Genomic DNA, 14658 nt, shown 5'->3' on the forward strand with positions numbered 1-14658 from the left:
TGATAAGATAAAAAAATAGCCAGCATCAAGGGTGGCTATTCAATGGTTCAATGAGCATCGCTTAGTTATGGCTGTGCAGTGCGCTATTGAGTTCAACGGCGGATTTATTGGCTAGACATTCCACTTGGCCTGTTTGCGAATTGCGACGGAAGAGCAGATCGGAAACGCCGGCTAAATCACGGGCTTTCACCACTTCCACTTCTTTGCCGTCTTTATCCAGCATTTGGACTTTGGTGCCCGCTGTGACATATAGGCCAGATTCAATCGTACAACGGTCACCCAATGGGAAACCTAATCCGGCGTTCGCTCCCAGTAGTGAGCTTTCACCAATGGATACGACCACTTTACCGCCACCAGAGAGCGTCCCCATGATGGATGCCCCTCCGCCGATATCCGAGCCATTTCCGACCATGACTCCAGCAGAAATACGCCCTTCAACCATGCTCACACCGCTGGTGCCCGCATTAAAGTTAATGAACCCTTCGTGCATGACCGTGGTGCCTTCCCCGACATGCGCGCCAAGACGCACGCGAGAAGTATCAGCAATACGAATGCCCGTAGGAACAATGTAGTCGACCATTTTAGGGAATTTATCCACACAATCGACACTTAAGGCACGACCGGCAAGACGAGCGTCGATTTGACGATCGGCGAGTTCTGGTAGATCAATCGGACCTTCGTTGGTCCAAGCAATGTTATGGAGAAGTCCGAAAATACCATCCAACACAATGCCGTGTGGTTTGGCGAGACGGTGTGAGATCAGTTGTAGTTTCAGAAAGGCTTCTGCAACATTGGTTGGTTTTTCATCGCTCGCTAGAATTACCAGTACCAGAGGCTGTTGCGATTGTGCTGCTTTTTCTGCAAATTTGGCGTTGTCGGGGTGTGCATGATCGGCAAACACGGACGCGAGTTTCGCCGCATCGGTTGCGCTAACCTCTAGGTATTGATTGCCTTCTACATATTCGGTAATCGCACCAAGTTCAGCGATGAGCTTGTCGGACGGGGTGAGAATGGGCGCAGGAAAAAATGCTTCAATGATTTTTCCATCACGGTTTTTCGTTGCGGTACCAAAGCCAAGTGCAAAATGAGCCATCTTACTCTCCATTCATTGTGATGATAGTTTACTCTCATGGTGTGATTAGAGTACCACGTGAGTTTTTGATTCGGTTTGCTTATCGAGCATAGTAAAGAGACTGACTCTAATAGGGAAGAGCAAACCGTTGAGAAGTCCGTCGACCGATATCCATTGTCTTTTTAGAAATATATATCAATTATAGGAAACAATAAAAAACCGCTAACGAAGTAGCGGTTTCATGAACATGATGCGCACACGAGTTAGGCGGCGTCATCCACGGACCCAGTGTCAGTTTGTTCGGTCTTTGCGGCTTTTGGCTTTTTTGGTGTTGGTTTACGTTTCGCACCAAGCGCCACAAGCACGTCTTCTCGGTTTTGAGCCAAGAACATGGCGAGTTCTTCTTGCTTATTTTCTTGCTCAAGCAATTCACTTTTACCAAGCAGTTCAAAAAGCTCATCCGCCATATCTAACATTTTGTCATAAGCGTCAGCTTCGGCTTTAGAGGTAAAAGTCATTTTCTCTTCTCCGTTGCGTTCGACCACGTACTTAACGATGACAGCCATGGTTAATCCTCTACTGTTTTTTGCACGACATTACTGGCTTTTTATACAGGTAAGTGAGTTAAAAGTCCAGTTTGCGTTCGGGACAGGTGTCACTATCCCAGTGATAACAGTATTCCATAAATCGCTTGAGTAAGGGGCTTTGGTACTTTTCTTTGTGAACGAGTAACCAAAAACGTCTTTTCATGTCGAGGGGAAGCTTGATGATGTCCACACGACCACTGGCTACGGCGGCGCTGGCCGCTAAGCGCGACAAACAAGCAAAGCCTAAGTTGGCCGCGACACTGTTGATAATGGCTTCTGTTGTGTTTAATTCAAACGCTTCATGCCAATGCTCAATACGAGGTGCCACTGTGCGTAAGAAGAATTCCCGTGTGCCTGAACCCGCCTCTCGTAATATCCATTCACTGTTTTCAAAATCATCGAGTCGCACGCTAGGTTGAGATAACAGGGGGTGATTGGGCGCGCAAATGATGCACATTTCATCTTGGCTAAAAGGGTGAGAGAGTAGCTGAGGATGATAGGTTTTGCCTTCAATGAGTCCGATATCGAGCTCGTAATCGATCAATTTTTGGCAAATTAACGCGCTATTGGAAATAAATAGGGTTTGTGAGCGATGTTGATAGTGCTGGCGAAATTGACTCAGTAAGAAGGGCGCGACTTGATTACCAATGGTGTCGCTTGCCCCTATATGCAGTTGACCAAACAGTGAGTGTTCATCATTGAAGGCTTGGTCGAGATCATTCATGCGACACAGCAGTTCATCGGCATAAGGGAGTAACCGCCGGCCTTCTTGGTTGAGAATAAGGCGATTATTGACCCGGTCGAATAGGGCATGACCGAGCTGTTTTTCCAGTTCTGACAGCGCCATACTGACAGCCGCTTTTGAGAGAAAGAGGTGTTCTGAAGCCGCGGTAATGGTTTTGTATTGAATGATGCTGGTGAAGACTCTCAACTGCTTTAAGGAGACATGACGTGTCATTGTGGGTATCGCTGGCCTAGGTAAACAAGCCACTATCATTCAATAAAGTGCAGAGCGGTGCAAGTGAAAGGTCATGATTCTATGTGATGCGGTTTTTGATGACGTGAACCGTAACCTGTAAGGGAATCGCTTCTTGCTGCTAAAAGGTTTGTGATACTCTCAATACTGAGCTAATGACAAGAAAGAGCGCCGCGTGTTTACTGTTTATCATTCCAATAAAGTCGAGACCCTGAAGATTCTTTTGGTGCATTTGATCAAAAACGATCCCTTGCCCAATCCGTTTCAGGCCGAACAGATTTTGGTCCAGAGTCCGGGGATGTCGCAATGGCTGAAAATGGCATTAGCCCAAGACATTGGCGTCGCTGCGAACATGGATTTTCCGTTGCCCGCGACGTTTATTTGGGAGATGTTTACCAAGGTACTGCCTGGTGTGCCTGCACGTAGCGCATTCAATAAAGAGGCCATGACATGGAAATTGTTAGAGCGTTTACCCGCGTTATTGCCGAGCGCGCCTTTTGCTCCATTACAGGCTTATCTGGCAGAAGATGAGGATGGTTCTAAGGCTTATCAACTGGCGGAAAAAATCGCGGATATTTTCGATGGCTACTTAGTGTATCGCCCAGATTGGATCGCAGCTTGGGAAGCTGGAGAAAGCGTTGACGAATTACAAGGCGAACATGAATGGCAAGCGATATTATGGCGCGATTTATATCAATATACACTTGAGCTTGGCCAGTCTCGTTATCATCGTGCCAATATGTATGATGATTTCATTAGCGCACTAAGTCATGATGCGGTGGATGTGTCACTGTTACCATCGCGCTTATTTATTTTTGGTATCTCGTCACTACCGCCTCGCTACATGGATGCATTAAAAGCGTTAGGTGAACACATTGATGTGCACTTAATGTTTACCAACCCTTGCCAACATTACTGGGGCGACATTCGCGATCGCAAGTATCTTGCAAAAGTGGAACGTCAGCGGCGTAAACAGTTGCAACTTAACTCTGATGGCTTGCAAGTGCTTACAGAGGTCTCGCCACTGAAAGAGGATATTCATCGCTACGATGATGAACTGCATACTCAGCAAGCCATGGGGAACAGTCTCTTAGCGTCGATGGGAAAACTTGGGCGGGACAATTTATTTTTGTTATCGCAAACCGATAATGAAGAACATCAGTTATTCATCGACGTTGAGCGTGATTGTTTACTGCATCATATACAAGCGGATGTGTTGCATCTTGAAGAGCATCATGACGACAGTAAAATCGACGATAGCCATCATAAACAGGTGATCGATGACCATGATCTCTCATTGACATTTCATGCTTGCCACAGCCCGATGCGTGAAGTTGAAGTCCTGCATGATCAGTTACTGGCTATGTTTGATCGCCATGCCGATTTGCAGCCGCGCGATATCATCGTCATGGTATCGGACATCAACGCCTACAGTCCTTATATTCAAGCGGTATTTGGCAATGCGCCCGGCGAGCGCTACATTCCATTTTCGATCTCGGATCGAACTGCTGACAAAGAGAGCCCTATTTATCACGCTTTTTTGCAGCTCATTCAATTGCCGGAATCGCGTTGTTTAGCCTCTGAATTACTGGAATTATTAGAAACACCCGCCATTTTGGCGAAGTTCCAATTGAATGAAGAGGAGTTTATCGTTGCTCAGCAATGGGTGGAAGAAGCGGGGATTCGCTGGGGACTGAATGCGTCCACGGCGCAAGAATTCGATTTACCTGCTCAAGTGCAAAACACCTGGCAGTTTGGGATTGATCGCATGTTATTAGGTTATGCCATGCCTGCAACGACCGATTTATACGAGCATGGTGACCAATTTCTTGCCCCTTACAATGAAGTGCAGGGCATGACTGCCGAGCTGGCTGGCAAGCTGGCCCATTTTATTGAAATGATCACACACTACCGCCGTGAGCTGGCACAAACGCAGTCCATTGATGATTGGCGCAGTGTGCTTAACGGGGTGCTTGTGGACTTCTTCAGTGTTGATCTCGAAGGGGAAATTGCGCTGCAATCGATACGCGATACACTGACACAATTAAAAGAGCAGTTGCTTGATGCGTGTTACGAAAGCGCCATTACCGCACGGATTATGAGTCAATATTTACACGATAAACTGTCCGGAACACGCGTCAGCCAACGGTTTTTAGCAGGACAAGTGAATTTTTGTACACTCATGCCAATGCGATCTATTCCATTTAAGGTAGTGTGTTTGCTGGGGATGAATGATGGGGTGTACCCACGTTCGGTGCCACCAGAAGGGTTCGATTTAATGAATGGCCGGACTCGACCCGGTGACCGTTCACGACGTGATGACGACCGCTATCTGTTTTTAGAAGCGATGTTATCGGCGCAAGAGTGTCTCTACATCAGTTATATTGGGCGTTCTATCCAAGATAATAGTGAGCGTATTCCGTCGGTTTTAGTGAGCGAGTTATTGGAATATTGCCAGCAAAATTATGTGTTGCCAGAACAATCATCGCTTAGCGCCGATGAGTCTGCGCAACACCTACACCATCACTTAATCCATCACCACGCGATGGTGCCATTTAGTCCCGATAGCTTCTTAATTGAGGGAAGCTATGCCCGCGAATGGTTACCTGCGGCATTAAGACAAGGGCAAGGGGCGACGTCATTTCATCAAGTTCTGGATGATTATTTATTGGACGCCACATTCCCATTGGATCTCGATTTAGTCGAGCTTCAAAAGTTTTGGCGCCTACCGGTGCAGTATTACTTTAATCGCCGCTTGAAAGTGCAGTTTGAAGCCACCCAGAATGTGATGGAGGATGAAGAGCCGTTTGTCTTAGATGGTTTGGGTAGCTATCAACTGCGTGATGCATTGGTCGAGGTGCTGCTTGAATGTCAGGGGGCTCAAGAACAGGAGCAAGCCTTGATGCATTTTGCTAAACAACAGCGTGCTCAAGGTTTTTTACCCATCGGTGCCTTTGGTACATTGGAGCTAGAAACCAATCGAGTACAAGCTCAAGAGCTGGCGGATGCGGTCAGTCCCTTATGTGGTGAGCCCTGTGATGATGTGGAAGTCAATCTCACTTTGACGGCGCTGGGGGATGGAAAGCCTGTGCAATTGACCGGTTGGCTGGTGAATATTTTTGCGTCAGGCGCGCTTCGCTATCGCAGTGGGTCGGTGCGGGCACAAGATATGCTGGCTGCTTGGATCGATCATCTTTGCCTCGCATTAATGGGGCACTCCCGTACCACACACGTATTAGGTTATGACCGCAAAGAAGGCGTCGTTCACTATCATTGGCCACCGTTAGAGTCGTTAGACGAGGCGCGTCAATGGTTAAATGAATTAGTGAGGCTATATTATCAAGGGCTTAATACGCCGTTGGCGTATTTTCCACGTACCGCATTGGCAAGCATCGAAGCCGGCTTTTCACGGGGTAAATGGGTGGCTGATGACGATAAATCGCGGAAGAAAATGGCTGAAACGTTTAATGATGGATTTAAGACGCACGGTGAAGGGAGCAATGCTTACATTCAGCGGATTTGGCCGCATTGGAGTGAGGCGTTGGCGAATGAGGTATTACGTGTCAGTGAAAGTGTATTAATGGCGCCACGTTTACGCAGAAAGCAAGTGGGTGAGGAAGAGTAGGTTGGCCGCCAGTAAATCATTATTTGTAGGGCGTTCGCTGTGCGGCCAAGGTCAGAGGGACCGAGTTATTCACGTTATGAGATGGTCTTCTGTAAAGTCGAACGCATGGTAACGATTCCTCCTCGCGAGCACCGTGAACAGGGTCTCATTTCTATTTCAAGGACGCGCGTAGTACACAATCGTGAAAATATTTGTGAAATAAAGCACAAAAATATCAATATATAACTTTAAAGGTAGAGTCATGACGGCGGTTACTCAGGCAATAAAACCAGAAACATTGGATGCGATGACGTTTCCGCTCCATGGGGCTCGCTTAATTGAAGCCTCTGCTGGAACCGGTAAAACCTTTACGATTGCAGCCTTATATTTGCGCTTATTATTAGGGCACGGTGATGAGGCATCACGCCATCGCGCGCCGCTTTCTGTTGACCAAATTCTGGTGGTGACGTTTACGGAGGCGGCGACCGCAGAACTGCGGGAACGTATTCGCACTCGCATTCATATGGCGCGGATGGCATTCGCTCGCGGTCGGAGCGACGATACTGTGATTGCCCCCTTGCTCGAGCAATTTACCGATTACCCGCTTGCCACGCAATTGCTCACTGATGCCGAACGACAAATGGATGAAGCGGCGATCTATACAATCCATGGTTTTTGTCAGCGGATGTTAACGCAAAATGCGTTTGAGTCAGGCAGTCGCTTTGCGAATGAGTTTGTGACCGACGAAAGCCATTTAAAAGCGCAAGTCGTTGCCGATTATTGGCGTCGTCAGTTTTATCCGCTACCCGTTAATCTTGCCGCGGAAATTCGCCGTTTATGGGGGCAACCGGATGACTTATTGCGCCGCATTGGTCGTTATCTGTCGGGGGCGCCCTTTACCTTGACCACGCCACCATTGTCTGAGGATTTAGTCACTCTCCATGAGAATAATTTGCAGCGCATTGCGGATCTTAAACAGTTATGGCGAGCGCATGAAGCGGATTTGGACACCTGTATTAGTCTCTCTGATGTGAATAAGCGCAGTTACAGTAAGAAAACCCTACCACAGTGGCTACTCTCGGTCTCTGCTTGGGCCGCGATGCCGACACAGAATTACGAATGGCCGGATAAATTAGAAAAATTTGCACAGAATGTATTACTAGAAAAAACGCCGCAAGGTAAAACGCCCCCGCAACATGATGTGTTCATGGCGATAGAGAGTTTTCTGGCCGAGCCTGTGAGTCTGGAAGGGCCATTACTCGCACATGCCATTGATTCGTGCCGTAGCATGCTGGCGAACCTTAAACAGCGTAAGCAATGGCTGTCGTTTGATGACTTATTAACGCAACTCTCCGCGTCACTCGATCTTGATGAGCAGCACGTTCTGGCTGAGCGGATTCGCTCGCTATATCCCGTGGCGATGATTGATGAATTCCAAGATACCGATCCACTGCAATACAGCATATTCAGTCGCATTTATTTACCGGATCCCCAATGCGGGTTATTGATGATCGGCGACCCTAAACAAGCAATTTATGCGTTTCGCGGCGCAGATATTTTCACGTATATTCGGGCTCGTCAGCAAGTGTCCGCACACTATACGTTGGGGACCAACTGGCGTTCAAGCGAGGATATGGTTGCAGGTGTCAATCGCTTATTTCAACGTGCCGATAGCCCGTTTATTTATGATGACGACATTCCTTTTTATCCGGTTCACCCCAATCCTAACGCTGCGCAAAAAGCGTGGTACTTGGACGGCGAGAAGCAACCTGCGATAACGTATTGGCAACCTGATACGGACGGGCAACTCATCAGTAAGGGCGACTATCTCTCGCAGATGGCTGATGCGACGGCGGGACACATTCAGTCTATTTTAACTCAGGCCCAGCAACAAAAGGCCCACTTCGCCAATGGAAAAACCATTCAGGCTGGCAATATTGCGGTCCTTGTGCGAACGGGCAGTGAAGGACGACGGATTAAAGATGCCTTATCGCAACAAGGCATTGCAAGTGTGTACCTGTCGAATCGTGACAGTGTGTTTGCCAGCCCCGTGGCAATGGATATTCAGCGTTTATTACAAGCGGTGCTGAACCCTGATAATGACCGTTTATTACGCGCGGCCTTGGCAAGTCCGCTATTTGCTCTCAATGCCCAGCAATTAGATAAACTCAATTGGGATGAAAATGCGTGGGAACAAGCCAGCCATGAGTTTAAAACCTATCGCCAGTTGTGGAAAGAGCGTGGGGTGTTACCCATGTTACGAGCGGTATTAGCACAGCGGCATATTGCTGAGCGCTGGTTGCACGAACCTGATGGCGAGCGCGCATTAACCGATTTCATGCACATTGGTGAACTGTTGCAAGAAGCGACCCAAGACATCGATAGCGATCATGGCTTATTACGCTGGTTATCTCAGACCATCACTGATGTTGCAATGGGTTTAGGACAACACGATGAGCAAATTCAACGTTTAGAATCTGAGCGTAATCTCGTGCAGATTGTCACCATTCATAAATCGAAGGGGCTAGAGTACGACTTAGTGTTTTTGCCGTTTGCGTTAGGGTATCGCCCCGCGAGTGAAGGCAAATACTACGACGCGCAAAAAGAGCAAACCATGCTGGATATGTTAGCCCGTGGTGAGTCACTCCAGCAGGCTGAAAAAGAGCGATTGGCAGAAGATTTACGCTTGGCCTATGTGGCTTTAACACGCGCGGTGTACGCCTGTTTTATTGGGGTGGCCCCACTGCGTAATGGACGTTCGACCAAAGAGCCATCCGGGGTGCACGACAGTGCTATTGGCTATTTACTGCAAAATGGCGAGCAGGGCGGTATTGAGCTTTTGAATGCCTCGCTAGAGGCGGCCGTTGACGGTGTCAACGCGCTTAAAACCTTGCCGCCAAGTTTGCCAGAAGAGGCCTATGTCCCGGTGAGTGAGGTTCATGAAACGTTACCAGTACGTTCATTACAGCAGGCTATTGACCGCCAGTGGCGTATTACTAGCTATTCTGGCCTAGTTAAGCAAGGCAGTCAGCATGGCGCAGGTGCCGAAGTGGAGGTCTCTGGGTTTGATATCGATTCGGCCGATGAGCAACAAGAGGTCTCATTACTCGATGATGAGCGTTCGATTTTTACGTTTCCGCGTGGTGCGCAACCGGGTACTTTCCTACACAGTGTGTTTGAGCAAGTGATGTTCACGCAAGCGGGCGACTCACCTGACAACACACACATACTGGAACAGCTGCTAGACAATGAGCAATACGAGGCCAACTGGTTACCCGTATTACAAACGCTGGTGGACGATGTACTGAATACGCCTCTGGATGGTAAACAGTTATGTTTAAGAACGAAAACGGCGACACAAATGCTCATCGAAATGGAGTTTTTATTGCCGATACAGATTCTTGATGCCCCAAGTTTGAACCGCATCGCTCACCGTTATGATGCGCTGTCTGCCCGGGCTGGCGTACTGGGTTTTTATCCGGTACAGGGCATGCTCAAAGGCTTTATTGATTTGGTGTTTGAACATGAAGGTCGCTATTACGTTTTAGACTGGAAATCGAATCATTTAGGCAATGATCCCAGTGCTTATCAGGGGCAGGCGTTAGAGCAAGCGATGGCTGAGCATCGTTATGACTTGCAATATCAATTGTACGCCTTAGCATTGCATCGTTTTTTACGTAGCCGAGTGCAAGATTATGAGTACGACCAGCATTTTGGCGGCATTTACTATGTGTTTCTACGAGGTATGGATCGTCAGCCGGAGCATGGTGTTTTTTATGCGCGCCCAGAGTTTGCAATGATCGACGAGTTAGATCAATTGATCGATGGACACACCGTTGAGCAGCGTCATACCGACCAAGGGCAAATGGAGTTAGACCTATGAAAAGTGATGTGTATGCTTTGTTATCCTCACTTGCTGAGCAGGGAAGTATTCGTCAACTCGACTATCAATTTGCCCGTTTTATTGGTCAGCAAGCGCCGCAGACCCCGCCATCGCTGATTTTATTAGTGGCAGCGTTAAGTGCTGAGGTCGGACGCGGTCATATCTGTTTGTCTCTTGACGACGGCTCAGGACAACGAATGGATGTGGCAAGTAAACTCGGCGTGTTTGGGGAGCAAATTCAAGCGATCCCCAATGATTGGTTACACGGCGATTATTCGCACTTATTGGCAACGTCGCCATTGGTCGCCACGTCGGGTGAGCATGCGGTTCCGCTCATTTTTGACGGTAAAAGAGTGTACTTACATCGTTACTGGGCTTATGAAGTGACGCTAAGCGCTCGCTTGCAGCATTTAGCCCGTCCCATTGCGCTTGGCGCTCAGGATGTGGACATTTTAAAAACACACTTAAATCGTTTATTTACAAGGGATTATTGGCGTCTGTTCACCGCCTTGTCGCAAGCGCATTCACAAATAGCGCGCCAGAAGTTGGTCATGGATTATTTAGATGTGGTGTTACCCGAGCAGGTTGATTGGCAACAGGTTGAGTCGTGCCTAACGGCTGCAACGCATGCCGAACAACTGGAGGTATTAGAGCAATGGGTGCCGCAGTCTGCGTGCTTAAATTGGCAGAAAGTGGCGGCTGCCACGGCATTAACCCGTCGATTTACAGTGGTTTCGGGGGGGCCTGGGACAGGGAAAACTACCACTGTGACTAAGTTGTTAGCCGCGTTACTCGGCCAATCAGTGGCGAATCCACCTACCATCAAATTAGTGGCACCAACAGGCAAAGCGGCGGCGCGGTTAACCGAGTCGATAGCCAAAGCGGTGGCACGTTTACCGGTGGATCCTGAATTGAAAGCGTTAATTCCCACCCAAGCGAGCACCATACATCGTTTATTAGGGGCGCTCCCTCACAGTGCAGAATTTCGTCACCATAACAAGAATCCGCTGCATTTGGACTTACTGATTGTCGATGAAGCCTCGATGGTGGATTTATCATTAATGGTGAAGTTGGTTGAGGCGTTGCCATCACATGCTCGTTTAGTGCTTCTTGGGGATAAAGATCAGCTCGCTTCAGTCGAAGCGGGAGCCGTGCTTGGTGATATTTGCCAATTTTTATCAGCAGGTTATAGCCAAGAGCAAGGGCAAATGTTAGCCACCTTGACCGGCTATCAAGCCTTGTCTTCACCGGCAACGTCGTCACGCCCTGCGATTGCAGATTGCTTATGTATGCTGCAAAAGAGTTACCGTTTTAATGCCAGCTCGGGCATCGGACAACTTGCTAAGGCGGTCAATAGTGGCGATGGTCGCCAAGTGGATGAGGTTTGGCAGCGGACGTTTTCCGACATCACTCACTATCCCCTGACGCGAGATGCATATCAAACGATGTTAAATGGGGTCGTCGCGCAATATCGTGGTTATCTAGCTTTGATTGATCAACCATTTTACGACGAGGATCAGATGATATCGATGGCGTTGAAGGCTCGTTCGGTACTCGACGCGTTTAATCGTGTGAGATTATTGTGTGCAATCCGCGAGGGAGATTTTGGAGTCATTGGACTGAATTATCGCATTGAGCGCGCCTTAGTGGCTCGACAATTATTGCATGTCCAAGATGAGCTGTGGTATCACGGCCGACCGATTATGGTCACCAGTAATGACCATAGCTTAGGGTTGTATAATGGTGATGTGGGGATCTGCTTACGTGACGAGCATGAAAGCAGTCAGCGACTCAAAGTGTATTTTGAATTGCCGGATGGACAAGTGAAAGCGGTGCTACCCAGCCGAGTACCACCGCACGAAACGGCTTATGCCATGACCATTCATAAGTCTCAGGGCAGTGAGTTTGAACATACATTTATGCTGTTACCGCCAGAATATACCCCGATTTTGACGCGAGAATTAGTCTACACCGGGATTACGCGAGCGAAATCTGATTTAACTTTAGTGTGTGATGATGCGGTACTAAAGCGCAGTATTAACATACGCACGCAACGGTCGAGTGGCTTAGTTGAACAACTTCAGCCATGAGGTGGTGTTACCTATAAGCTCAATGTGTGTTTAACACTTGAGAAACTGATGCTTTGGATGTCATAACGAGAACGGTTGTTGATTAAGTCTGCTTTACTTTGTTCGTCTATTTCAAAGACGCAATGAACATGCAGACCTTCCAATAAATGATTATCAGCCATGTCCCAAAAGCTTTGTAGCGAATTACAAATAACAGTTTTCATCGAGATATTTCATACCTTATTCAGTGTGGTTTATACCCTATCCTTGGAAAGATAATCGCCTCACCCATTCCTCATTGAGGCTCAGCATTATTCGTCTTCCATACGATATCCCTAATGCTGGATGAATTTTACACAGCAAAGACCTGCTTGAAAAGATTTTAATCTCATTTTTTTTGAATGTTATTGCAAGAAAGTCTCATAAATGAAACTTTCTTGTTTTTGAGATGAGAGGAAAAACCGCACAATTTTGCTCGATTCAAAGCTCTAAAACCAAAATTTTCGAGCGGCGCTGATAGTTATATAAGTGTTGTTTTCTCACTGGCAGGGCGGAAATACCCGCTTCAATAAATCCTTGCTCTCTAAACCAATGTAAGCTCTGCGTTGTGAGGACAAACAGCTTATTGAGCCCTTGTAATTTGGCTTCGTGTTTCATGTGCTCAAGTAGGCCTAAACCACGTTGACCATCTCTGTAATCGTTGTGAATCGCGACACAGGCCATTTCTGCCATTTTTTCATCTTGATATGGATATAAGGCGGCGCAACCAATGATCAGACCATCTTTATCGATCACGCTGAAGTTATGCATTTCTTGTTCTAACTGTTCACGAGAGCGGCGTACCAAAATGCCTTTTTCTTCCAATGGCAATATCAAATCGAAAATGCCACCAATATCGTCAATATGGGCTTGGCGAACTTGTTCTGTTTGCGCGGTGACCACTTGCGTACCAATACCATCAAATGAGAACAGCTCTTGAATTAAAGCGCCATCGACTTTGTAACTGATTAAGTGGCTTCTGGGGACGCCTGCTCGGCAAGCGGAAACTGACGCACGCAAAAACCGCAGAGTACCGGTTGCTTCCTCTTGTTGTGATTGTTTGCCTGATTCCATATGGGCAATCAGCGATTCCACTTCTGTCGGGAAGAGTTCTGCAATCGCATTGCCATGCTCATTAATAATGCCTTGCTCTGAGCAAAAGCCGACAAGCTTATCCGCTTTTAGGCGTATCGCGACTTGCGTTGCTATTTCTTCTGATAAAAGGTTAAAACACTCTCCGGTGACGGAACTGGCAATCGGACCGAGTAGCACAATGGATTCTTGGGCAAGAATGCGATTAATGCCTTCAATGTCGATACGGCGAATTCGTCCGCTGTGGCAATAATCCACACCAGTATCAATACCTAATGGCTGAGCGATGACAAAGTTGCCACTGACAATATTGAGTTTGTTACCTGCCATGGGCGTATTATTCATGCTCATGGATAAGCGAGCGGTGATCGCAAGTTGTAATTGCCCCGCGGCCTGCATCACGAGATTTAATGCCGTTTCATCGGTTATTCGGATACCGTTGTGATAAGGGGTGCTATGGCCATGAACGTTGAGTAGGTCATTGATTTGAGGACGAGCGCCGTATACCAGAACGATTTTTACCCCCAAGCTATGTAATAAGGCTAAATCGCTAATAATATTTGGAAAATTCTTGTCGGCAATTCCTTCCCCTCCCAACATTATGACCATGGTTTTCCCACGATGGGCATTAACATAAGGGGCGGATTGCCGGAATCCTTTGACTAGCTCGGTACTACGTATTTTCACGGCCTACTCACCAAGTTGTTTATTTATGTCTAAATAATGACTTTTTATTCAGTGATAGGCAAGGTGTTTTTTTATTTAATCTCTAGAGTCCGAGCGCGCAGGTTTGTGTGTGCTGGGTTGTCGATTATAATCAATTCAGTTCGTTTCTATATCGTCTGTCATTGGGGCAACGGATCAGAGGTCGTGTGAGTAGTCAGAAAAGAAAATCCTTCGAACGAGCCTTCCTTGTGCTTGCTTTGAGCGGGACCATTTTGGTCGGCAGTGGGTATATCTATTTATATTTACAAGCACGCTATGCCTTCACATCGCAAGCGCCGTTGTATGGCATGTGGGTTGAACAAAATGTTGCACCCTATGCGGCCACTACCATTGATATTCGGCCAAAGGCTATCGTCGTGCAAGGGCACACGGTAGCAACGCAATATCGGTTTAACGGTGATATTTTATCGTTTAACGCGGGTGGCCGTGAACATCGTTATCGCATGCTCAATGACGAGAATACAGAAATGCGCTTAATATCGGCGGCGCATTACAATCCAACGTTTAGATTGTCAAAAAAGTTTAAAAATGACCTGCGTTGAGCGTTCTATGATTGCGCTTAGCACGTGACTTTGCCATGCTGCACCCACTGGACTCTTATTGGATATAA

At 47.4% G+C, this 14658-nt stretch carries 9 protein-coding genes; 4 read left to right on the top strand and 5 right to left on the bottom strand.

Annotation, left to right across the window (positions count from 1 at the left end; all coding sequences use genetic code 11):
• Positions 1-61: 61 nt before the first annotated feature.
• The 3 genes from dapD to EAE30_RS08130 all read right to left on the bottom strand — a co-directional run bounded on the left by dapD (position 62) and on the right by EAE30_RS08130 (position 2617).
• Positions 62-1093: a 2,3,4,5-tetrahydropyridine-2,6-dicarboxylate N-succinyltransferase gene (gene dapD, locus EAE30_RS08120; RefSeq protein ID WP_123015470.1), complete on the bottom strand. Its 1032-nt coding sequence runs from the start codon at positions 1091-1093 to the stop codon at positions 62-64.
• 242 nt (positions 1094-1335) lie between these two features.
• Positions 1336-1638 (bottom strand): YebG family protein, encoded by a 303-nt coding sequence (locus EAE30_RS08125; protein ID WP_123015471.1) that lies wholly within the window; start codon positions 1636-1638, stop codon positions 1336-1338.
• A gap of 58 nt (positions 1639-1696) precedes the next feature.
• Positions 1697-2617 (bottom strand): LysR substrate-binding domain-containing protein, encoded by a 921-nt coding sequence (locus tag EAE30_RS08130; RefSeq protein WP_123015472.1) that lies wholly within the window; start codon positions 2615-2617, stop codon positions 1697-1699.
• A 193-nt stretch (positions 2618-2810) separates the two neighbouring features.
• Here EAE30_RS08130 and recC point away from each other — a divergent pair, with 193 nt between their 5' ends.
• From recC to recD, 3 genes are all read left to right on the top strand, one after another.
• Positions 2811-6260, top strand: coding sequence for an exodeoxyribonuclease V subunit gamma (gene recC / locus EAE30_RS08135; protein ID WP_123015473.1), 3450 nt, complete (start codon positions 2811-2813; stop codon positions 6258-6260).
• A gap of 241 nt (positions 6261-6501) precedes the next feature.
• Entirely contained in the window at positions 6502-10122 is a 3621-nt protein-coding gene (gene recB / locus EAE30_RS08140; RefSeq protein WP_123015474.1) for an exodeoxyribonuclease V subunit beta, read from the top strand.
• The gene (gene recD, locus EAE30_RS08145) at positions 10119-12212 is read left to right on the top strand and encodes an exodeoxyribonuclease V subunit alpha (RefSeq protein WP_123015475.1); all 2094 of its coding nucleotides are present in this window, start codon (positions 10119-10121) and stop codon (positions 12210-12212) included. The genes recB and recD overlap by 4 nt, the downstream gene beginning before the upstream one ends.
• Positions 12213-12223: 11 nt before the next feature.
• Here recD and EAE30_RS08150 read toward each other — a convergent pair whose 3' ends face one another.
• Both EAE30_RS08150 and argA read right to left on the bottom strand, forming a co-directional pair.
• Positions 12224-12415, bottom strand: a complete 192-nt coding sequence (locus tag EAE30_RS08150) for a hypothetical protein (RefSeq protein ID WP_123015476.1) — start codon at positions 12413-12415, stop codon at positions 12224-12226.
• A gap of 256 nt (positions 12416-12671) precedes the next feature.
• Positions 12672-14009: an amino-acid N-acetyltransferase gene (gene argA / locus EAE30_RS08155; RefSeq protein WP_123015477.1), complete on the bottom strand. Its 1338-nt coding sequence runs from the start codon at positions 14007-14009 to the stop codon at positions 12672-12674.
• Positions 14010-14236: 227 nt separating this feature from the next.
• Between argA and EAE30_RS08160 the strand changes: the two genes are divergently transcribed.
• Entirely contained in the window at positions 14237-14590 is a 354-nt protein-coding gene (locus EAE30_RS08160) for a DUF2850 domain-containing protein (protein ID WP_123015478.1), read from the top strand.
• Positions 14591-14658 lie beyond the last annotated feature (68 nt).

This window comes from Vibrio zhugei (genome assembly GCF_003716875.1).
Taxonomy (GTDB): domain Bacteria; phylum Pseudomonadota; class Gammaproteobacteria; order Enterobacterales; family Vibrionaceae; genus Vibrio; species Vibrio zhugei.

What these genes read in the sequence shown, in the direction of transcription:
- EAE30_RS08125 (WP_123015471.1), bottom strand. Translation starts at nt 1,638, where the DNA reads ATGGCTGTCATCGTTAAGTACGTGGTCGAACGCAACGGAGAAGAGAAA.
- EAE30_RS08130 (WP_123015472.1), bottom strand. Translation starts at nt 2,617, where the DNA reads ATGACACGTCATGTCTCCTTAAAGCAGTTGAGAGTCTTCACCAGCATC.
- dapD (WP_123015470.1), bottom strand. Translation starts at nt 1,093, where the DNA reads ATGGCTCATTTTGCACTTGGCTTTGGTACCGCAACGAAAAACCGTGAT.
- EAE30_RS08150 (WP_123015476.1), bottom strand. Translation starts at nt 12,415, where the DNA reads ATGAAAACTGTTATTTGTAATTCGCTACAAAGCTTTTGGGACATGGCT.
- recD (WP_123015475.1), top strand. Translation starts at nt 10,119, where the DNA reads ATGAAAAGTGATGTGTATGCTTTGTTATCCTCACTTGCTGAGCAGGGA.
- recB (WP_123015474.1), top strand. Translation starts at nt 6,502, where the DNA reads ATGACGGCGGTTACTCAGGCAATAAAACCAGAAACATTGGATGCGATG.